22 protein-coding genes are annotated in these 20869 nt (G+C 64.9%); 19 read left to right on the top strand and 3 right to left on the bottom strand.

The genetic code is table 11. The features are described 5' to 3' along the window. Positions 1-3: 3 nt before the first annotated feature. The gene (locus tag U741_RS0113095) at positions 4-429 is read right to left on the bottom strand and encodes an RDD family protein (RefSeq protein WP_029890905.1); all 426 of its coding nucleotides are present in this window, start codon (positions 427-429) and stop codon (positions 4-6) included. After that, positions 426-1127 (bottom strand): alpha/beta hydrolase, encoded by a 702-nt coding sequence (locus U741_RS0113090; protein WP_052378806.1) that lies wholly within the window; start codon positions 1125-1127, stop codon positions 426-428. The genes U741_RS0113095 and U741_RS0113090 overlap by 4 nt, the downstream gene beginning before the upstream one ends. A gap of 34 nt (positions 1128-1161) precedes the next feature. On the opposite strand from U741_RS0113090, the gene pcnB reads away from it, so the two are divergent. The 9 genes from pcnB (at position 1162) to U741_RS0113045 (ending at position 9589) form a co-directional block, all read left to right on the top strand. Continuing rightward, the gene (gene pcnB, locus U741_RS0113085) at positions 1162-2574 is read left to right on the top strand and encodes a polynucleotide adenylyltransferase PcnB (protein ID WP_084154864.1); all 1413 of its coding nucleotides are present in this window, start codon (positions 1162-1164) and stop codon (positions 2572-2574) included. 9 nt (positions 2575-2583) lie between these two features. Continuing rightward, entirely contained in the window at positions 2584-3111 is a 528-nt protein-coding gene (gene folK / locus U741_RS0113080; protein ID WP_029890902.1) for a 2-amino-4-hydroxy-6-hydroxymethyldihydropteridine diphosphokinase, read from the top strand. A gap of 13 nt (positions 3112-3124) precedes the next feature. Next, a complete protein-coding gene (gene panB / locus U741_RS0113075) occupies positions 3125-3964 on the top strand; it encodes a 3-methyl-2-oxobutanoate hydroxymethyltransferase (RefSeq protein ID WP_029890901.1) in 840 nt (279 codons plus the stop codon). Between the two features lie 2 nt (positions 3965-3966). Next, positions 3967-4797: a pantoate--beta-alanine ligase gene (gene panC, locus U741_RS0113070; protein WP_029890900.1), complete on the top strand. Its 831-nt coding sequence runs from the start codon at positions 3967-3969 to the stop codon at positions 4795-4797. 237 nt (positions 4798-5034) lie between these two features. Continuing rightward, positions 5035-5418 carry an aspartate 1-decarboxylase gene (gene panD / locus U741_RS0113065; RefSeq protein WP_029890899.1) on the top strand — a complete coding sequence of 128 codons (384 nt, stop codon included), beginning with the start codon at positions 5035-5037 and terminating at the stop codon, positions 5416-5418. 58 nt (positions 5419-5476) lie between these two features. Continuing rightward, positions 5477-6085: a TIGR02466 family protein gene (locus U741_RS0113060; protein WP_029890898.1), complete on the top strand. Its 609-nt coding sequence runs from the start codon at positions 5477-5479 to the stop codon at positions 6083-6085. A 458-nt stretch (positions 6086-6543) separates the two neighbouring features. Beyond that, positions 6544-8181 carry a glucose-6-phosphate isomerase gene (gene pgi, locus U741_RS0113055; RefSeq protein WP_043110282.1) on the top strand — a complete coding sequence of 546 codons (1638 nt, stop codon included), beginning with the start codon at positions 6544-6546 and terminating at the stop codon, positions 8179-8181. A 40-nt stretch (positions 8182-8221) separates the two neighbouring features. After that, complete coding sequence (locus tag U741_RS0113050) at positions 8222-8605, top strand: PA2779 family protein (protein ID WP_043110281.1); 384 nt, start codon at positions 8222-8224, stop codon at positions 8603-8605. A 21-nt stretch (positions 8606-8626) separates the two neighbouring features. Next, a complete protein-coding gene (locus U741_RS0113045) occupies positions 8627-9589 on the top strand; it encodes a PA2778 family cysteine peptidase (protein WP_152551612.1) in 963 nt (320 codons plus the stop codon). On the opposite strand, the gene queG is transcribed toward U741_RS0113045, so the two are convergent. Further along, complete coding sequence (gene queG, locus U741_RS0113040) at positions 9559-10644, bottom strand: tRNA epoxyqueuosine(34) reductase QueG (RefSeq protein ID WP_043110280.1); 1086 nt, start codon at positions 10642-10644, stop codon at positions 9559-9561. The genes U741_RS0113045 and queG overlap by 31 nt on opposite strands. A gap of 22 nt (positions 10645-10666) precedes the next feature. On the opposite strand from queG, the gene U741_RS0113035 reads away from it, so the two are divergent. The 10 genes from U741_RS0113035 (at position 10667) to U741_RS0112990 (ending at position 20865) form a co-directional block, all read left to right on the top strand. After that, positions 10667-12142 carry a bifunctional ADP-dependent NAD(P)H-hydrate dehydratase/NAD(P)H-hydrate epimerase gene (locus U741_RS0113035; protein ID WP_029890893.1) on the top strand — a complete coding sequence of 492 codons (1476 nt, stop codon included), beginning with the start codon at positions 10667-10669 and terminating at the stop codon, positions 12140-12142. Beyond that, the gene (tsaE, locus tag U741_RS0113030) at positions 12139-12630 is read left to right on the top strand and encodes a tRNA (adenosine(37)-N6)-threonylcarbamoyltransferase complex ATPase subunit type 1 TsaE (RefSeq protein ID WP_029890892.1); all 492 of its coding nucleotides are present in this window, start codon (positions 12139-12141) and stop codon (positions 12628-12630) included. The genes U741_RS0113035 and tsaE overlap by 4 nt, the downstream gene beginning before the upstream one ends. Before the next feature lie 84 nt (positions 12631-12714). Then, positions 12715-13896: an N-acetylmuramoyl-L-alanine amidase gene (locus tag U741_RS0113025; RefSeq protein WP_043110279.1), complete on the top strand. Its 1182-nt coding sequence runs from the start codon at positions 12715-12717 to the stop codon at positions 13894-13896. A 76-nt stretch (positions 13897-13972) separates the two neighbouring features. Continuing rightward, a complete protein-coding gene (mutL, locus tag U741_RS0113020) occupies positions 13973-15781 on the top strand; it encodes a DNA mismatch repair endonuclease MutL (protein WP_029890890.1) in 1809 nt (602 codons plus the stop codon). Positions 15782-15786: 5 nt separating this feature from the next. Next, entirely contained in the window at positions 15787-16728 is a 942-nt protein-coding gene (gene miaA, locus U741_RS0113015) for a tRNA (adenosine(37)-N6)-dimethylallyltransferase MiaA (RefSeq protein ID WP_084155101.1), read from the top strand. A 160-nt stretch (positions 16729-16888) separates the two neighbouring features. Continuing rightward, positions 16889-17149, top strand: coding sequence for an RNA chaperone Hfq (gene hfq / locus U741_RS0113010; protein ID WP_029890888.1), 261 nt, complete (start codon positions 16889-16891; stop codon positions 17147-17149). Between the two features lie 78 nt (positions 17150-17227). Further along, positions 17228-18550: a ribosome rescue GTPase HflX gene (gene hflX, locus U741_RS0113005; protein ID WP_043110278.1), complete on the top strand. Its 1323-nt coding sequence runs from the start codon at positions 17228-17230 to the stop codon at positions 18548-18550. A gap of 90 nt (positions 18551-18640) precedes the next feature. Then, a complete protein-coding gene (hflK, locus tag U741_RS0113000; protein ID WP_029890886.1) occupies positions 18641-19804 on the top strand; it encodes an FtsH protease activity modulator HflK in 1164 nt (387 codons plus the stop codon). Next, on the top strand, positions 19804-20667 hold the full coding sequence (gene hflC, locus U741_RS0112995) for a protease modulator HflC (protein WP_436240260.1): 864 nt from the start codon (positions 19804-19806) through the stop codon (positions 20665-20667). The genes hflK and hflC overlap by 1 nt, the downstream gene beginning before the upstream one ends. Before the next feature lie 27 nt (positions 20668-20694). Further along, the gene (locus U741_RS0112990) at positions 20695-20865 is read left to right on the top strand and encodes a DUF2065 domain-containing protein (protein ID WP_235200394.1); all 171 of its coding nucleotides are present in this window, start codon (positions 20695-20697) and stop codon (positions 20863-20865) included. Positions 20866-20869: the final 4 nt, after the last annotated feature.

The raw sequence follows: 20869 nt of genomic DNA, 5'->3' as shown, positions 1-20869 counted from the left end.
GTCTCAGGGCGCTTTCTCGTCCAGCGCCTTGACCACGCGGGTGCCGGCAATAACGTCGTGCAGTGCGCGACGGTCTTCCGAGCTGAAGCTCCAGATGATGCCGAGCGGAATCCAGGTGATGCCGGCCACGAAGCGCAGCATCGCGGTGGGCCAGTTGATGAGATTGCCGTCAGGCGTTTCGACACGCAGCTTCCAGGCGCGGCCGCCCAGGGTCTGGCCGCCGTGGGTCCAGCTCCAGCCGAAGAAGGCGAAGGCCACCAGCATCAGCAGCGCTCGCAAAAGCTCGGGCGGTCGCGGCAGACCCAGGGCGTCGCTGACCACCACCGTGACCAGGGTGGTGGACATCCACAGCGCCACCAGCAGCAGGCCGTCGTAGACGGTGGCGCCGAGCCGGCGGCGCAACGAGGCAGGGATGCGCACGTCGCTCATGGGCGCGCCAGCCGCTGGGCGATGACCTCGAGCACTTCGGGTGCGACGCACAGCCCCAGGTGCGAGGCGTCGACTTCGCGATAGGTCACTTCGGGGTGGTGCGGATCGTGGCTGGCGCCGGGGTGCACCATGCCGTCGTGCGGGGTGAAGATGCTGAGCAGCGGGCAGGGCAGGGCGTGACGCGATTCGTAGGCGTCAACCTTGGCGGCGATGGCATCGAGATCCAGCCCTTTGCGTGCGTACCAAGCGGCGGTGAAGGTGAACTTGGGCCCGCCGACCAGCGGTGAACCCAGGGCGATGAGGTCAGCCACCAGGTCCGGCCGCTTGCGTGCCATCTGCCGGGCGATCACGCCGCCAAGGCTCCAGCCAACCAAGGTCACCGGCTGCTCGCGGCGGGCGACGATGGCCGTCAATTTCGGCAGCAGGCGCTCGACGTCGACTTCGACCTGCCCCTTGTTGATGCCCAGGCCCCAGCCGTAAACGTGGTGGCCGAGGCGCGACAGGCGGCCCCGCAAAATACCGGTGGCCCAGTCGCCGGCACCAAAGCCGGGAATCACCATCACCGACGACTGGCCGCGTGGCAGGTCGGCAAGGTCACGGTCACGGGCGCAGTGGGCGAGGTCCTTGAGCAGCCGCCACTCGCGGAGCAGATCGGCGGCTTTCAACGGCGCCGGGGTGATGAGCGGAATCGCGGGCATCGGGGGATTTTCCTGGGCGGGGCGCATCCACGAGATGCGGCGAAAAGGGACGGTCGATACTATAAGCGCCGTCAGGCCGAATCCGGCCGATCAGGTTGCCGATCAACACCTCGAGGGTGACACCATCACTTCTGTCTCAGAACCCCGGCGCATTCCGCGTGCCGAGCATCCGGTTTCGCGTTCGCTGCTGTCGTCAGCGGCACTGCGAACCCTTTACACCCTGCGCGATGCGGGCTTTGAAGCCTACCTGGTGGGTGGCGGCGTCCGCGACATTCTGGCCGGCATCACGCCCAAGGATTTCGACATTGCCACAAACGCCCACCCCGAGCAGATCAAGCCGCTATTTCGCAGTTGCCGGTTGATCGGCCGTCGCTTCGTGATCTGTCATGTGCGCTTTGGCGGCGAAGTCATCGAATTGACGACCTTTCGCGGCGCCATCAGCGACTCCATGGAGCGTGACGACACCGGTCGCATTCTGTCGGACAACGTTTACGGCACCCTGGAAACCGACGCCTTCCGCCGCGACTTCACCGTCAACGCGCTGTATTACGACATCAGCGATTTCGCCATCGTCGACTACTGCGGCGGCCTAGAAGACCTCGATGCCCGAGTGATTCGCATGATTGGCGATGTGGAATCGCGCTACCGCGAAGATCCGGTGCGTATGCTCCGTGCGGTGCGCATCGCCAACAAGTTGCGTTTTGAGCTGGCGGCCGACACGGCCGAGCCGATTGCCCGGTTGGCGCCGCTGTTGCGTGAGATTCCGGCTGCACGCCTGTTCGACGAAGTGCTGAAGATCCTGCAGAACGTCGATGCCGTCGCCAACTACGAAAGCCTGGCGCACTTTGGCCTGTTCACCGAGCTGTTCCCCGACACTGACCGCCTGTGCGACCGCGAAGACATGGCCGACGACTTCGTCGCCCTGGCGCTGTCGAACACCGCCGAGCGCATCCGCAATGAACTGCCGGTGTCACCCGCCTTTCTCTACGCCGCACTGCTGTGGCCGCCGGTCTTGCAGCGCTACCGGCAAACCCTGCGCAGTGAGGGGCCCAGTCCGGCCGTGGTGATGCAGCAGGCTGCCGAAGAAGTGCTGGCGCGGGCCATACGCCGTGTGGCGATACCCAAACGGTTTTCAATTCCGATGCGCGAAATCTGGCTGATGCAACCGCGCTTTGAGCAGCAGAGCGACAGTCGCGCGCGACGCTTGATGTCGCATCCTCGCTTCCGTGCCGCCTACGACTTTTTGCTGCTGCGCGCAGAAGTGGGCGAGGCGCCGCAGGCCCTTGCTGGTTGGTGGACTGATGCCCAGACCCGCTTGACCGCCGACCGGCTTGACGACGATGCGGGCGTCTTTGATGACGCTGCGCCGGTAGGCGATGACGATGCCGCGCCGCGCAAGCGTCGTCGCCGTCGTCGTTCGCGCAGCCGGCCCGACGCGCAGGCCTGACCCGCCTTGATGTTGGTCAACAGCGCAGCACGGCTGGCTTGGATAGGCCTCGGCAGCAACCTCGAAGGTGTTTGGGGCCCGACCCCCGGCAAGCAGGTTGTGGCCGCCGCGGGCGCGATCGGTCGTCTGCCGGGTGTCGAGTCGCAGGCGATGTCGTCCTTGTACCGCAGTCCCCCCATGGGGCCGCCCGACCAGCCGGACTACGCCAACGCGGTGATGCGCATCGCGACCCGTCTGACCCCAATGGCACTGTTTCGGCAACTGAAGCGTCTCGAGCGCCGCGCTGGCCGGGACCCGGCAAGCGTGCGCTGGGGTGCGCGGGCGCTCGACCTTGACCTGCTGCACATCGACGGGCAGGCCAGTCAGCACGCAGAACTGCAGTTGCCGCACCCCGGCATCGGCCAGCGTGCTTTCGTGTTGCGGCCCTGGGCTGAAATTGATCCTGACTTGCAGGTGCCGGGCGTGGGGGCGATGGCAGAATGCGCGTCCCGCGTCGACGGCGCGGGACTGACGTTGTGGTCCGCCCTGACCGACTGAATTTGGAGTTGCCATGAATGCACCGAATGCGCCGTCCACGCGCCCGCTCAACTGCGGCGACCTGCGCGCCATGCGTGAGAAAGGCGACAAGATCGCCTGTCTGACTGCTTATGACGCCAGCTTTGCGATGCTGGCCGATGAGGCCGGCGTCGACGTGGTGCTGGTCGGCGATTCACTGGGCATGGTGCTTCACGGCCGCGACAGCACCACCGCCGTGTCGGTGGGCGACATCGTCTATCACAGCCGCTGCGTGGCGCCGATGCTCAAGCGCGCCTTCCTGATGGCCGACCTGCCATTTCTCAGCTATGCCACGTTGGAGCGCGCACTCGATGCCAGCCAGCGGCTGATGCAGGAAGGCGGCGCGAAAATGGTCAAGCTCGAGGGCGGCGAAGAGCAGGCGGCCATTGTCGAATACCTGTCGATCCGTGGCGTGCCGGTCTGCGCACACCTGGGGCTGCAGCCGCAGTTCATTCACAAAATGGGCGCCTTCAAGGTGCAGGGCAAAGATGCCGGACAGGCCGAAAAAATGCTCGGTGATGCCCGCGCCTTGGTCGCAGCCGGCGCCGACTGCCTGTTGCTGGAGTGCATTCCGTCGCGCCTCGCGGCGGAGATTCACGCGGCGGTCGACGTGCCGGTGATCGGCATCGGCGCCGGTCCGGCGGTCGACGGACAGATTTTGGTGATGCACGACATTCTGGGCATCTCGCCGATGGTGCGTCACGGTCGCACGCCACGGTTCGTCAAGCCTTACCTGGTCGACGGTCGCGATGTGGCCGGCGCGTTCGCGGCGTATGTGGCCGAGGTGAAGTCCGGCGCGTATCCGGCCGCCGAGCACAGCTTCGGCACCGTCTGAGCATGCGCTCGGTCAACACCGTTCTCGCCCTGCGTGCGGCGGTGGCCGCTGCGCGCAGTGGCGGTGCCCGCATCGCCCTGGTGCCGACCATGGGCAACCTGCACGCCGGCCATCTCAAACTGGTCGAGACGGCCCGGCAGCACGCCGACTTCGTGGTTGCCAGCGTGTTCGTCAACCCGCTGCAGTTCGGTCCCAACGAAGACTTTGATCGCTACCCGCGCACCCTGACGGCCGATGCCGTGGCGCTGGGCGGCGCCGGTTGCGACCTGCTGTTTGCGCCGCCGGTGGATGCGATGATCGCGCCCGGCGCGGCCACCACGCGGGTGGTCGTGCCGGAGGTGACCGACATGCTTGAGGGGGCGCGGCGACCCGGCCATTTCGATGGGGTCAGCACCATTGTCAGCATCCTGTTCCACCAGGTGCAGCCAGATCTGGCGTGCTTTGGCCTCAAGGACTACCAGCAACTCGCCGTGGTGCGACGCATGGTGGCCGACCTACACCTGCCGGTCGAGATCATCGGCGTGCCCACCGAGCGCGCTGACGATGGCCTTGCGCTGTCGAGTCGCAATCAGTACCTGGACGCCGACGCAAGGCAGATCGCGCCACTGCTGTTCCAGACCCTCCAGGCGATTGGTGACCGCCTGAAGCGCCGTGCGGCGTCGCCGGCGGCCCTGGAAACCGAGGCGATGAACCGACTGCGCGAGGTAGGTTTCGAGCCCGAGTACGTGGCAATCCGGGCGCGCGATCTGAGTGAACCGACGGACGGTCCCTGGGTGGTGCTCGCCGCAGCCCGTTTGGGCGCCACCCGGTTGATCGATAACCTGTTGATTTGAGTGTTATAAATTCATTATCTTGCCGCCGTGATGCAATGATTTCAGTGATGGGATGATCAGGTTTAATCCATCGGCCGAATCGACTAGACTAAGCGCCCGCACGGTCAATGCTCAGGCAAACCATTCGGGGTTCAGGGTGCATGTCTTAGTGGGCCACCCCATCTTGAAATAGACGCGTGATCCGGGTGCATGTCTTAGTGGGCCACCCCTTGCGCAACCTTCCAAGAGTCAACTCTCATGCAACTCAACCTGCTGAAGTGCAAGCTGCATCGTGCTCGCGTGACACACGCCGAACTCGACTACGACGGATCCTGCGCCATCGACGGCAAGCTGCTGGATTTGGCGGGCATTCTCGAGTTCGAACAGATCGACATTTACAACGTCACCAACGGTGAACGGCTCACCACGTATGCCATTCGTGCCGAAGACGGCTCGGGCATCGTCTCGGTCAATGGCGCTGCGGCGCACAAGGCGCGGGTCGGTGATCGGGTCATCATTGCGGCGTATGCGCAGATGGATGAAGCCGCTGCCCGCGTCTACAAGCCGCGCTTGGTGTATTGCAATGATGACAACGGCGTGGCGCGCGCCAGTAACGTGATTCCGGTCCAGAAGGCCGCTTGATACCTTTTTGCTTTGTCGAGCCCGCAGCTTTACTGCGGGCTTTTTTATGGCTGAGCCCATGACCGAAGCCCATTTCGCCACGCTGATCTACCGCGCACCGCTACTGACGCGGGGCTTGGTCGACATCAATGCCGACCTGGCCGATGAATGCGAAAAGATTCGTGTGTTTGACCTGCCCGGTCGGCGCTGGTCCGAGGACAATTATCCCGGCGGCTACACCAGCTATGGCTCGATGGATCGCCTGCACCTGTTTTCGTCGACCTTCGACACACTGCGGCGCCGCATCGACCGGCATGTCATGCGCTATGCCGATGCGCTGGAATGGGATGTGACGCCCGATCAACTTGTGATGACCGACTGCTGGATCAACCTGATGCCGCGCGGCTGCGCGCACAGCTTTCACGTGCACCCGCAATCGGTGATCAGCGGCACCTACTACGTGGCCACGCCGCGCGGCGCCAGTCCAATCACGTTTGAAGACCCGCGCCTGACCCGGATGATGGCCGCGCCGCCACGTCGCGCAGACGCCGCGCAGCGCTCGCACCTGCGGGTTAAGCCCCGCGCAGGGGAGGTGCTGCTGTTTGAGAGCTGGTTGCGGCATGAGGTGCCGCCCAGTCGCATTGACGCATTGCGGATCAGCGTCAGCTTCAACTACCACTTGCGCTGAGCGTGACCTAGGGCCTGTTAACAATTGCCATATCGCTGCGTTGCCGTCTGTTTTTTCGCCAGGGCGACCGTCCCCGCACCCACGCTTCGCGCACCGTGGGCCGGTCTTCAGGCGCGACTGAGGAAATCTGGTGATTCCAAATGACGAAGGCGCAACGCCGCATGGCGGAAAAACAGGCAGCAACCCGAAGGGGCCGGCCGGTTATGGCCCTGGACTTCGTGGGTCGTCGGCAGCGGCGACACGGTGTCGTGAGCGCAGCGAGCGTGGGGGTGCGGGAGCCGTTGCATGCGCACGCTCCGAGTCACGAGCGTATTTGGAATGACCAAACCGCGCTTCTCCCGCCTTGCCCAGGGCCATAACCGACTCGGCCGCAGCGATGCGCCAATTGTTAACAGGTCCTAGCAACGGCGCGTGAATTGGTTACGCTCGGGTCCATTACTCGAACCTGCCGGTTGCCCATGTCTGCCGTAACCCCTGCGAACCTTCCTGAATCTCTGGCCCTGCTGGCGCGTGATCCGCCCGATCTTCGCCGAGCGTTGGTCGATGACCCGGGCCGGGCCGAGCGCCTGCAGGTTAGTGCCGCAGGCCTGACCCTGGATCTCGCCACCCAGCGCGTCGACGACAGCACGCTGGCTGCGCTGACCGCCCATCTTCAAGACTGCGACTTCGTCGAGGCGCGACTGCGACTGTTTGCCGGCGAGCGCGTCAATGTCACCGAAGATCGCGCCGCTGCCCACATGGCCCTGCGCGCGCCGCCGGACGCCCATTTCAGTGTCGATGGCCGCGACGTTTCCGGCGACGTCGCCGCGGTGCTCGCCGCCATGAGCGGATTCGCCGAACAGGTGCGCAGCGGCGCGTGGCGTGGTCACGGCGGTGATGTGATCACCGACGTGGTCAACATCGGCATTGGCGGCTCCGACCTAGGGCCGCGCATGTTGGTGGCTGCGTTGGCGGGGCAGGTGATGCCATTGCGCGCGCATTTCGTCGCCAACGTCGATGCCATTGAACTGCGCGATGTGCTGGCGAACCTCGATCCGGCACGGACCTTGTTTGTCATCACCAGCAAGACCTTCACCACCGTCGAGACCATGACCAACGCGCGGCTGGCGCGCGGGTGGCTGCGCCGGTCGCTGCCGGAAGAGGCGGTGGGTCAGCATTTCGTGGCGGTGTCGACCAATCTGGAGGCTGCCAGCGCCTTCGGCATCCCCCGCGAGCAGTGCTTCGGCTTCTGGGATTGGGTCGGTGGACGCTATTCGGTCTGGAGCGCGGTCGGTCTGAGCGCGATGATTGCCCTGGGTTCGACGTGTTTCCGCGAATTGCTGGATGGCGCCTGGGCCATGGATCAGCATTTTCGCGACGCACCACTGGCCGAGAACCTTCCGGTGCTTATGGCCGTTGTCGCATGGTGGAACCGCGAGGCGCTGGGACTGCCCACCCAGGTGGTCGTGCCCTACTTGCAGCGGCTGATCCATTTTGTGCCGTGGCTGCAGCAACTCGAGATGGAGTCCAACGGCAAGGGCGTGCGCCGTGGCGGCGAGGCGGCCACCCGCAGCACGCCGCCGCTGTGGGGCGACGTCGGCACCAACGGCCAGCATGCGTTTTTCCAGATGCTGCACCAGGGGCCGCAGGCGCAGCCGGTGGACTTCATCGCCGCCGCCGCTGCTGGCTCCGACGACCCGGCCGATGGCGATTCGCATCGACTGCTGCTGGCCAACGTGCTCGCCCAGCGTTCCGCACTGGCGCATGGCAAGGACGCGCGTACCGTGGATGCCGAGTTGACCGAGCAGGGCCTTGACGCGGCGCAGCGCGCGAAACTGATCCCCCATCGAGTGTTTTCTGGCAATCGTCCGAGCAGCTTGTTGGTGCTGCCGCGCCTGGATGCGTTTCACCTGGGCGCGCTGATGGCCGCGTACGAGCACCGCACCTTCGTGTTGTCGGTGCTTTGGGATGTACTGCCGTTTGACCAGTGGGGCGTCGAGCTGGGCAAATCGATTGCCAAAACCATCGACCGGGCATGGGTCGAGGGTGGCGAAGACACCTGTTTGGACGCGGCAACCGCCCACTGGGTGCATCGGTTCAGGCAGACTCAAGCTTGAAGTGCTTAGTCTGCGTTGGGTTCATTCACTGGGAGTCACCATGCACGTTAAATCTTTGATTCGTCGCGGTCTTTTGCCATTGTCATTGGCCGGTGCCATGGTGATGAGTGTCCCGGCGCAGGCCGAAACTTTGCTGTCCACCGAAGCGCTGGTCGCGGAAACCACGCAGCAGGATTTGCGTGCCGACATCTCGGCCCAACTGGCGCGCGACGACATCGCCGAGCAGTTGACCGCATGGGGCGTTGACGCCGCCACCATCGACATGCGTCTGGCGCAGCTTTCCGAGCAAGAATTGCAGGCCTTTGCCAACCAGCTTGATGAAGCGCCCGCCGGCGCCGGTGCGTTGGCGGTTGTCGGGGTCGTTTTTGTGGTGTTGCTGGTGCTGGAACTGTTTGGCGTGATCAATGTGTTCAACGCCATTTAACGCGGCACGGATCAACAATCGTTGAACCTCGTTTTCAGCCTCATGCGAAGGTGGGTGCCGTTGCTGGCACTCACCCTCGCAGGCTGCGCCAGCCGCGGCACGGTGCCACCCACCGCCCCTGAGCGCAGCGCCCCGGAGCTGACCGGAACCCCTTTTTTCGCGCAGGACGCCTTTCAGTGCGGGCCTGCGGCGCTGGCCACCGTTCTAGGTGCCAGTGGCGCCGAAACTGCGCCCGAAGCGCTGGTCTCGGAGGTGTACATCCCCGAACGCAAAGGCAGCCTGCAGGCCGAAATGGTCGGGGCAGCGCGCAAGCGTGCGCGGGTTCCAGTGAAGTTGCCTGCCGGGCTCAACGCATTCGAGGTCTTGGCCGAGGCGGTCGGCGCCGGACATCCGGTGCTGGTGATGCAGAACATCGGACTGAGAATCTTGCCCGCGTGGCATTACGCGGTCGTCATTGGCGTAGACGCTGACGCGCGCCAGGTGATCTTGCGGTCAGGCACCGAGCGTCGCTTGGTGATGTCCTTCGACGCGTTCGCCAAGAGCTGGGCGGCCAGCGACACCTGGGGCGTGACCCTGCACGAGGCGGGCGCCCCGCCCCCGTGGGCGGCACTGGACGACTGGATGCAAACGGTGGCGGTCTGGTCGCGCACCCAGCCCGAAGCGGCGGCTGTCGCTTCCGAAGCGGCAACCCGCCAGTGGCCGGATCATCCCGCGCCGTGGTTGGCGGCCGGCAATGCCCGGCATGGCGCCGACGACATTGCCGGGTCGGTCGAGGCGTTTCGCCAAGCTCAGGCCCTGCGGCCGTCGGTGGGCGGGGCGCACAACTTGGCGGTGATTCTGGCCAGCAGTGGCTGCGTTGATGCCGCCCACGATGCATTGAACGCGGTCGATGCCGCCCAGGCCAATCACCCGGCGATGTTGAGCGCCCGCGAGCGGGTGCAAAGTCTGTCGACTCAGGTCGCCGCGGTGGAATGCCCTTTTTGAGCCTGCTCGGCCAACGCCCAGTCAATGTGCTCGATCACCAGGGCATCGGCGCCGATACGGCCTTCGCCGAGCGCCGTGCAGATGTCAGCGCTGAACGGTGCATTGCCCAGCGCAACGGCGAGGTTTCGCCGCCAGCCTGACCAGCCGGCGCGGCGCAGTGCCATGCCCTCGGTTCGTGTCTGCCACTGCGCCTCGGTCCACCACCACAGGTCGAGCAGGCTTGCCCGGTCAAGACCGTGTCGCGGCGCAAAGTCAGGCGCCTCACTCCGCTGTGCGTAGCGGTTCCAGGGGCACACCAGTTGGCAGTCATCGCAGCCAAAGATGCGATTGCCGATGGCGCGGCGCAGGGGCTTGGGGATCGGCCCGCGTTGTTCGATCGTCAGGTACGAAATGCAGCGCCGTGCGTCCAGCCGATACGGACCCACGAAAGCATCGGTGGGGCAAATCTTCAGGCAGGCCTGGCAACGCCCACATTCGGCTTGTGCCGCCTCACCGCTGCCGACCGGTAGCGGCATGTCGGTGTAAATCTCGCCGAGAAAGAACAACGAACCGGCATCGCGGTTGAGCAGCAGGGTGTTCTTGCCTATCCAGCCCAGCCCGGCATTGCGCGCCAGCGCCTTTTCCAGCGATGGCGCGCTGTCGCAGAACACCCGGTAACCGTGCGGCGCCAGTGCGGTGGCCATCCACTCCGCCAGCGTCGCCAGTTGTTTGCGCATGCGCTTGTGGTAGTCCCGGCCAAGCGCATAGCGCGACACGTAGGCGCGCTCCGGATCACGTAGCGCGCTCATAGCGGAATCGACCGTGTCGCTGAGGTAGTTCATGCGCAGCGACAGCACGCTGACGGTCCCCGGCTGAAGGGCGGCCGGAGCGGCGCGCAGGCCGATATTTCGGGCCAGATAGTCCATCTCGCCGTGAAAACCGGCTGTAACGTAAGCCTCAAAGTGGGCGATGTCTTCGCCAAGGTCGAGGTGGGCCAAGCCGACATCGGCGAAACCCAGGGTCAGGGCGTGGCGGCGGATGTCATGCAGTGCCATCGGGTGCGGCGTCGGCGCCAAGGGGACTCCCTATAATTCGGCGATGACCAGTGTGATCGAAGCGGCATTGTACGAGGCCCAAGCCGTTCGCCGGATCGACGCCGCCGCCATCGCAGGCGGCATCCCCGGACAGGTCCTGATGCAGCGCGCGGCCGAAGCCGCGTGGCAGGCCTTGCGTCAGCGTTGGCCGGAGGCGCGGCGCGTCGGGGTGCTGTGTGGTCCGGGCCATAACGGCGGTGACGGCTACGCGCTGGCCGAGATTGCCCGCCGTGCGGGTCACCCGGTTCGCCTCTTCCAGTGGGGCGCGACGCCTACCTCCTCGACCGCGCGACCATTCGTCAGAGCCTGGCAAGCGGGCGGCGGCGACACCGCCCCGCTGGCGGCCGCGCTGGATCAGGACATGGACATCTGGGTCGATGGCCTGCTCGGCATCGGCCTGGACCGCGCGGTGTCGGACGATCTGCAATCGATCATCAAAGCCTTCAACGCGCAAGGTCGTCCGCTGCTGGCCCTGGATGTGCCGTCAGGGCTCAACGCGACCACCGGACAAGTGATGGGGGCGGCATTCGAGGCGCAGCTCACGGTCAGCTTCATCGCCCATAAAATCGGTTTGTGGACCGGTGCCGGGCCGCATTTTGCCGGCGAGCGACAGTTGGCACGGCTCGCGGTGCCGGAGGCGGCATTCGAGGGCGAGGTACCTGCTGCGCAGTTGATCCCCGAAATCGGCGGCGCCGATCTGCCGCGCCGCTTCGCGCATGCCCACAAGGGGCATCACGGGCATGTGCTGGTCATCGGCGGCAACGAGGGTGCGATGGGGGCAGCCCTGATGTCCGCTCGCGCGGCACTGCGCAGCGGCGCCGGTTACGTCAGCGTCGCCACCCGCGCCGCGCATGTTGGCCACATGGTTGGCGCGCAGCCGGAGTTGATGGTCAACGCTGCTGAGTCGCCGTCGGCCTTGGCCGCGCTGATCCGTCGTGCGTCGGTGCTGGCGGTGGGGCCGGGGTTGGGTCAGGACGAATGGGCGCGTTGGGTCCTTGATGCGGCGCTGGCCGCCGGCTTGCCTGCGGTGCTCGATGCCGATGCGCTGAACGCACTGGCGCAACGCCCGCAACGGCTGGGGGGCACGGTGTTGACGCCACACCCGAAAGAGGCGGCGCGACTGCTGGGCATCGAGGTGGGCGAGGTGGAAGCCGACCGGCCCGCCGCCACACGCAGGCTGCAGCGCAATTTCGGCGGTACTGTTGTTCTCAAGGGCGCCGGCACGCTGGTGGCCGATGGATCGCTCACTTTGCGCTGTTGTCCGGTCGGCAATCCGGGCATGGCCGTGGCCGGAATGGGCGACGTGCTGACCGGCGTGATCGCGGCGCTGATGGCGCAAGGTCTTGCTCCCGAGCGCGCCGCAGCCCTGGGCGTACGCGCCCATGCCGAAGCCGGTGATCGCGCTGCAAGTCGCGTCGGTCAGCGCGGCATGATTCCCAGCGATGTCATCGGCCAACTGCCGGGCGTGCTCAACCCATGAAGCCACTGACCCAAGCATTCGACTTGGCCAACCCCGACGCGACCACCGCACTCGGCGCGGCGCTGGCGGACGGCCTGGGCGCCAACCCCACGGGGCTGATTACTCTGGTAGGCGGGCTCGGTGCCGGCAAGACCCACCTCGTGCGGGGCCTGCTGCGGGCGCTGGGGATCACCGACGCGGTGAAAAGCCCCACCTACACGTTGGTCGAACCCTACGATCTGCCCGGTGGCGGGCGCGTCCTGCATCTTGATCTTTATCGTCTCGCAGTAGCGGATGAATGGTGGGGCCTGGGGCTGGAGGACGAGCCACCCGATCAGGCGCTGTGGTGCGTCGAGTGGCCCGACAAAGCTGACGGGCTGTTGCCGTCAGCCCGGCTGAAGATCGAGCTGGCACATTCTGCGATGGGCCGCCAGGCAACCCTGACGTGGCGTGATGCCGGTGACCGCGCCGTGAAAATCGTCACAACTCACATGAAGAGTATTTCGTAACACTCTAAATATTAAATAAAAAATGTTTGCAATTCTGAAATCTGAGGCGTATAAGCGCTGAGATCAGATGATGAAAGGTCCACGATGGCGCCGAGGTTGCTAGTCCTGCTGGGTTTATTGGCCGTATTCGTGCGGCCCGCCGTGGCTGCCGAGCTGCGGGATGTCCGGCTTTGGGCAGGTCCTGAGTCGACGCGCGTTGTGTTCGACCTGGACGGCGCCGTTCAGCACAGCGTTTTCACCCTCGACAACCCCCACCGCATCGTTGTTGACTTGCACGGGATGACGCCCGAAAGCGTGCGCGTGGCCAATCAGGCGACGGGGCAGGGCGTGGTCAAGCGCATCCGCTCCGGCAAACGGGATGAAAAGACCGTGCGTGTGGTGCTGGACGTCGATCAATCCATCACGCCACGCAGCTTCAGCCTGACGCCCAGCGACCAGTTTGGTCACCGCGTCGTGCTCGACCTCGACGTGCCGCTGTCGATGCCCAGCGCGCGGGCGCAGAAGCCGGCGGTGACACTGGGTGAAAAACTCATCACCGTCGCCATTGATGCGGGTCATGGCGGTGAAGATCCCGGCGCCATCGGCTTGGGGGGCACCCGTGAAAAAGATGTGGCTTTGGCGATCTCGCGACGCCTGGCGGCTCTGATCGACGCACAGCCCGGGATGCGTGCCGTCCTGACGCGCAGTGGCGATTACACCGTTGGCCTGCAGCGCCGGGTGGAAGTAGCGCGCGAGTATCAGGCGGATCTGTTCGTCTCGGTGCATGCCAATGCGTTTCGCAAGCGCGAACTCAAGGGCAGTTCGGTCTACGTGTTGTCGAACCGCGGCGCCTCCAGCGAACACGCCCGTTGGTTGGCTCGACGTGAGAACGCTGCCGATTTGGTGGGGGGCATCGAGATCGCCAGCAAGGACAGCGACCTCGCGTCGGTGTTGATCGACCTGTCGCAAAGCGCGTCCTTGGAGGCGAGCTTCGATTTGGGCGGTCGCATCCTCAACTCGCTTGGGCAGGTCAACCGCCTGCAGAAGACGGTCGTGCAACAGGCGGGCTTCATGGTGCTCAAGGCGCCAGATATCCCGTCGGTGTTGGTTGAGACGGCGTTCATCAGCAATCCCGAAGAAGAGCGCCTGCTGCGCGATCCCGGTCACCAAGCACGTTTTGCCAAGTCGATCATGGTCGGCATTCAGGGCTATTTCGATCATTACCGGCCGCAGATGCCGGTGGTGCAGTCGGCCGACTCCAGTTTGGTCATGCGGGACATGCCCTGAGCTGATGAGGGTCAGTGCCGGGTGAACGCCGGGCCCGCGTAAACTGCGCGGCCAGCATGTTCCAACGTCCGCGCCCATGAACGCCATCGCCGTCCTGCCCGACCTGTTGATCGATCAGATCAAGGCAGGCGAAGTGGTCGAGCGGCCCGCTGCCGTGGTCAAGGAGTTGGTCGAGAACAGCCTCGACGCGGGCGCGCAGGCCATCGTCATCGAGGTTGCCGAAGGCGGCCTCAACCGTATACGGGTCACGGATGACGGACGCGGCATTCCCGCCGACGCCTTGGGCCGCGCGCTGGCGCGACACGCGACCAGCAAGATTCGCGCACTGGCCGACCTGGAGTCGGTGGCCAGCCTCGGGTTCAGGGGCGAGGCCCTGCCCAGCATCTTGTCGGTCTCACGCCTGCGGTTGATCAGCCGGCCGTCCGAAGCGGCGCACGCCCACCAGGTCCACGGCGATGGCCGCCTCGCCGACGATGCGGCGACAGAGCCGGCGGCGCATCCGCAAGGCACCACGGTTGACGTACGTGACCTGTTTTTCAATACGCCGGCGCGGCGCAAGTTCATGCGCAGTCCGGCGGCCGAGTTTCGCGCCATCGTCCAGGTGGTCCACAAGCTCGCGCTATGGCGTCCGGGGCTGCGTATCGAGCTGCTGCACAACGGTCGCAGCACCCTGAAATTGCCGCCGCAGTCGCAGGCAGCGCGCATCGCGGCCTTGCTGGGCGAGGACTTTGTCGCCGACAGTATTGCGCTTGATGAGGCCCGGCTGGGGATGCACCTGCAGGGTTGGGTCGGGCTGCCGGCCGCCGCCCGCGCCCGGGCTGATTGCCAGTTCTTGCACATTAACGGCCGCCCGGTGCGTGATCGGCTGATGGCATCGGCAATCCGCCGCGCGTATGCCGACGTGATGCACAGCCAGCATCATCCGGCCTTCGTGCTGTCGCTGTCGCTGGATCCCGCGGCAGTCGACGTCAACGTGCATCCGCAGAAAACCGAAGTGCGTTTTCGCCGCTCGGCGGAGGTTCACGACTTCATATTCGGCGTGATTCATCACCAACTGCGGGCCGTGCGCCCCGAACCTGCGCGTCACCATCAGATCCAGCCCGAGGGTCCAACGCTCCGCCAGGCACCGCTGACGTTCGAGCCGCTGCGCACTGCGAGCGGACCCGACGACCTTGTCCGGGATGCGCCTGAGCATGTCGAGCAAATTCCCGTTGATCGGGTCGAAGATCACGGCTTGCGGCTTCCTTATCCGAGCGCTGCAGCGCCGGCGGTTGCTGCCGGGGCGGTCGCGCCGCTGGGTCAAGCCATTGCCCAGCTCCACGGCATCTTCATTCTTGCGGAGAACGAAGAAGGTCTGGTGGTGGTCGACGCGCATGCCGCGCACGAGCGGGTGCTTTATGAGCGGTTGAAGCAGCAGTTGGCGGCGGGTCAGTCCGCCAGTCAACGGCTTTTGGTGCCCGAGGCCGTGGTGCTCGAGGCGGCCGCCGTGGAAACCTTGATGGCACAGCGCGACGCACTGGCGGCAGTCGGCTTCGAACTGGATCAGGCCGGGCCCGACACGCTTTGGGTGCGGGCCGTGCCGGTCTTGTTGCTGCGCACGCCGGTGGCGGCGCTGCTAAGACGGTGGGCCGGCAGCGGCGACTCAGATGATGAGCCGCTACATCGCATTGAGGACGGCGCGCAGAGCGCCCAGCAGCGGGTGCTGGCCGATGTCGCCTGCAAGGCCGCGATCAAGGCCAATCGGCGCCTCAGCGTGCCGGAGATGAACGCGCTGCTGCGCGACATCGAGCGCACCGAGTTGTCAGGGCAGTGCAACCACGGCCGCCGAACCTGGGTGCAGATCCCGCGCGGGACCCTCGATCACTGGTTTTTGCGCGGCCGATGAGCGCGGTGACGCGACCGCCGCTACTGGTGATTGCCGGGGCCACCGCCAGCGGCAAGTCGGCGTTGGCGATGGCATTGGCCGAGCGGATGCCGGTTGAGCTGATCAGTGCCGACTCGGCGCAGGTCTATCGCGGCATGGACATCGGTACCGCCAAGCCGAGCGCCGCCGAGCGCCAACGCGTGCCGCATCACCTGCTCGACATCTGTGACCCGGCAGATCCTTATTCGGCGGCGCGCTTTGCGGTGGACGCGCGCGCGGCGATTGACGAAGTGCGGGCGCAGGGTCACCTGCCGGTGCTGGTGGGCGGGACGTTGCTCTATCTCAGGGCGCTGCTCAGGGGTCTGAGCCACCTGCCGTCGTCGTCACCGGCGCTGCGGCAAACGCTGATGGCCGAGCACGACCGCATCGGCCCAACTGCAATGCACGCGCGCCTGGCAACGCTCGACCCTGTGTCGGCCGAACGTCTGCATCCCAACGACTGGCAGCGCGTTCAGCGGGCGCTGGAGATCGTGATGCTGACCGACCGGCCCGCCAGCGAGGCCTATCGTGATCCGCTGCAAGTGCCTGATCTGGGGCCGCTGTGCCGGGTGGCGGTCGTCGTTGAAGACCGTCAGGCGCTGCACCAGCGCATCGAAGCGCGTTTTCATCAGATGATGGCCGACGGTTTGCTCGTAGAAGTCGAAGCACTGTTTCGGCGCGGCGACCTTCACGACGCCCTGCCGTCGGTACGCAGCGTCGGTTACCGGCAGCTTTGGGCGGCAATGGCCGGGTCGGTTTCGCTGGCCACCGCAGTCGAGCAGGGGATCGCCGCAACCCGGCAGCTTGCCAAGCGTCAGCTGACCTGGCTGCGCAACGAGCCGGGCTGGCTGCCGGTACAGGGTGATTTGGCACGGCAATTGGATGTTGTGACGCACACCTTGAAACAAGCTGGGCGATGCCCAGATTGACTAACGTGTATCGGTATTCTGTTCCGTCGTCGCTTTAAAAAGTCGTTGGCTGAACAAGGGCTTGACAAGGGCGGAAAGCAAGGGGCCGGTGTACACTCGCGGCCTACCTCCGGGTAGCAGAGTTGCGCAAGACAACAATCACGAAAACAGGGGTCGTCGCATGTCGAAGGTTCACACACTGCAAGAGCCATTTCTCAATGTGCTCCGTAAAGAACGTATTCCGGTTTCCATTTATCTGGTAAACGGCATCAAGTTGCAGGGCCAGATCGAGTCATTTGACTCATTTGTCGTTTTGCTGAAGAACACCGTGAGCCAGATGGTCTACAAGCACGCGATTTCGACGGTGGTGCCCTCGCGCCCGGTGCGTCTGTACGATCCCGACGCGACCGAAGAACCGCAGCAGGACGTGCAGGACGCTTGATCGGCACGCACCCAGATCACGGCTTGGTAAGCGTTTCAGGACCTCGTCGGGGCCGCTGCCCGGCGTGGAATCGTTCGCATGTTTGAGCGCCCCAAGGCCGGTCAGCTGGCGGTTCTGGTTCATCTCGAATTGCCCGGTGGCGATTACGAGGCTGACCGGCTCGAATTTATCGAACTCGCACACGCGGCCGGGGCCGAGGTGTTGTCGGTCATCGGTGGCAGCCGTCGGCAGCCTGACGCCGGCCTGTTTGTCGGGACCGGCAAGGCCGACGAGATTGCCGAGAGCGTCGAGGCGCAGTGCGCCGAGCTGGTCATCGTCAACCATCCGCTGTCGCCCAGCCAGGAACGAAATCTCGAACGCCGGGTGAAATGCCGGGTGGTCGGACGTTCCGGTCTGATTCTCGACATCTTTGCCCAGCGCGCCCGCACCCACGAAGGCAAGCTGCAGGTTGAGCTCGCGCAGTTGCACCACATGTCCACGCGGCTGATCCGTGGGTGGACTCACCTTGAGCGACAGCGCGGTGGTGGCATCGGTTTGCGCGGGCCCGGCGAGACCCAACTTGAACTTGACCGGCGCATGCTGCGTGAGCGGATTGCCACGCTCAAGCGTCACCTCGACGGGGTGCGCGCGCGCCGTGCGCAGAATCGGCAGGCTCGGTCGCGCAACGAGATTCCCATTGCCTCGCTGGTGGGCTATACCAACGCTGGCAAGTCGACGCTTTTCAATGCCCTTACCGATCAGCAGGTTTTTGCCTCCAAACAATTGTTCGCCACCCTCGATACCACCGTGCGTCGCGTCGAGCTGCCAGGGCTTGAACACGCCGTTTTGGCCGACACCGTTGGTTTCATCCGCGATCTGCCGCACGACCTGATTGCGGCGTTTCGCGCCACGCTCGAAGAGGCGCGCAATGCCGATCTGCTGGTCCACGTGGTCGATGCCGCCGACCCCGAGCGGGCTGCGCGGATCGAGCAGGTGGTGGCGGTGATTGACGAAATCGAGGCCGAAACCGTGCCGCGACTGCTGGTCTTCAACAAAATCGACCAACGCGAGGGTGAGTCGCCACGGGTCGAGCGCGATGCCGCCGGCGTGGCGCAACGGGTGTGGGTGTCGGCATTGACCGGCGCCGGCCTCGACGGGCTGCGCGACGTACTCGCCGAGCGTCTGAACGATTCGGATCGACGAACCTATACGCTGCGGATTCCCAGCAGGGCGGGTCGACTTCGGGCACAGTTGTTCGCCCATCGATCCGTCCGGGCCGAGCGTCAACTCGAAACCGGCGAGATGGAAATCGATGTCGAGATGCCCTTCGAGCGCCTGCGCGGTCTCTGTGTGGCCGCCGGTATCGACCCGCCGCCAGATCCCGGCTCGGTTGAGGCGTGGGAAGCGGACACCGTAAAATGATGCGTCGCGGCATTGCCCTGCTTGGCAGCCGCTCTAGAATCTTCGGCCCACGCCTTCGCGTGGGCTGCCAACGAGAAGGACAGCGTAAATATGGCTTGGAATGAACCCGGCCCCAACAAGGACCCATGGAACCAAGGCCCGAAAAAAGGTGGCGGTGGTGGCAAGCCGCCCGATCTGGATGCGCTGTTCAAGCGCTTCAAGGATTCACTCGGCGGTGGCAAAGGCAACGGCACCGGTCTGCCCTCCGCAGGGGGCGGCGGTGGGATACCGCGCGGCCTGGTTTTGTTGCTGGTTGGCGCGTTGGTGGTGCTGTGGGGCCTTTCTGGCTTTTACGTGGTCGACGAGCAGCAGCGCGGGGTCGTGCTGCGCTTTGGTCAGCACATCCAGACCAACGAGCCCGGCCTGCGCTGGCACATTCCGTGGCCGGTGGACAAGGTCGAGGTCATCAACGTCACCGGCGTCCGTTCGGTGGCCGAAAACTCCACCATGCTCACTCAGGACGAGAACATCGTCGATGTCGAGTTGACCGTGCAGTACCGACTCTCGGATGTCGAAAAATACCTGTTCGCCACGTCCGAGCCTGATCGTGCGCTGCGCCAGTCGACCCAGTCGGCCGTGCGTGAGGTGGTGGGCACCTCGTCGATGGATTTCATCATCACCGAGGGTCGTCAGGAGATTGCCGAACGCACCAAGTTGTTGCTGCAGCAGAAGCTCGATGGCTACGAGGCGGGTTTGTTCGTGACCGAAGTGAACTTGCGTGCCGCCCGCCCGCCGGCGCCGGTGCAGAGCGCCTTTGAAGACGCGATCAAGGCGCGCGAAGACCAGGTTCGCCTGGTGAACGAGGCCCAGGCCTATGCCAACGACCGCTTGCCGCGCGCCCGTGGTGCGGCAGCCCGTCTTGTCGAGGAAGCGCGGGGCTACAGCGAGCAGGCCGTGGCGCGGTCCGAGGGTGACGCGTCGCGCTTTACCGCGCTCTTGACCGAGTACAAGCAGGCGCCTGAAGTCACCAAAGAGCGTTTGTATCTCGACGTGATGAGCGAGGTTTTCGGTCGTACGACCAAGGTCATCATCGACGTCGATTCCAATGCGCCGCTGATGGTGTTGCCGCTTGACCAACTTCGCGGCGGGATGGCCGGTGGTGACGCGCGCGCAGACCGCGGCACGTCATCGGGCGGCAGCGCCTCGTCGACCGCGCCGAGCACCGGCGTCACGTTGCAAGATGCCAACCGCGCCTCGCGCGACCGGAGCCGTTGATCATGAAAAACCCGATTGTCTGGCTGGCCGTCGCGCTGGTCCTGTTGCTGACCATCTCCAACGCGTTCTTCGTTGTTGATCAGCGCGAGCGTGCGGTACTGATCCAACTGGGCGAATTCAAGGGCGCGGACTATCCGCCCGGGCTGCACTTGAAGGTCCCCTTCATCCAGGAGGTGCGCAAGTTCGACCGCCGTCTGCTGATTCTCGACAGCGGTACCGAGAGTTTTCTGACCTCGGAAAAGAAAAACGTAGACGTCGACTACTACATCGTTTGGCGGATTGCCGATACGCAGGCGTTCATTCGCGCCACGGGCGGGCAACAGCTGGTCGCCGCCGATCGCCTGTCGTCCATCGTCAACCGTGGGCTGCGAGATCAGTTTGGCTCGCTGACCATCCAGCAGGCGGTGTCCGACGAGCGTGACAGCATCACCACCAAGGTGATTGAGCAGGCCAGCAGGAATGTGATCGAACTCGGAATCGAAGTCGCTGACGTTCGCGTCAAGCGCATCGACCTGCCGCGCGGCGTGAGTGAGTCGGTGTTTGACCGCATGCGCGCCGAGCGTCTTCGCGTGGCGTCCGATCTTCGTGCCCGAGGCGCAGAGGAGGGCGAGCGTATCCGCGCCGATGTGGATCGCGAAGCCCAGGTGCTGTTGGCCGAGGCGTATCGCGAGGCCGAAACGCTGCGCGGGGAAGGTGATGCCAAAGCGGCGGATGTGTACGCCAAGGCCTTCGGTGCCGACCGTGATTTTTACGACTTTTACCGGTCGATCAACATTTATCGCGACAGCTTCAACAGCAAGGATGACGTGCTGGTGCTGGAGCCTAAAGGCAAGTTCTTCCAGCATTTCAACCCGGCGCGGTAACGCGGCGACATCGTGGATTGGGTCGAATTGCTGCGGGCGCTCGCGCTCGTGCTGATCATTGAAGGCCTGATGCCGTTCATTGCCCCGCGCCGCTGGCGCGGGTTCTTGCTTCAGGTTGCTGAACTCGACGTGCGGGCCTTGAGAATCATGGGTTTCACTTTCATCACCGTGGGCGCGCTGGCGCTCAACTTCCTGTGAGCCA

The sequence above is a fragment of the Polycyclovorans algicola TG408 genome (assembly GCF_000711245.1).
GTDB classification, from domain to species: domain Bacteria; phylum Pseudomonadota; class Gammaproteobacteria; order Nevskiales; family Nevskiaceae; genus Polycyclovorans; species Polycyclovorans algicola.
The sequence above is the reverse complement of the archived record's forward strand: the minus strand, read 5'-3'. Positions and strand labels throughout refer to the sequence as shown.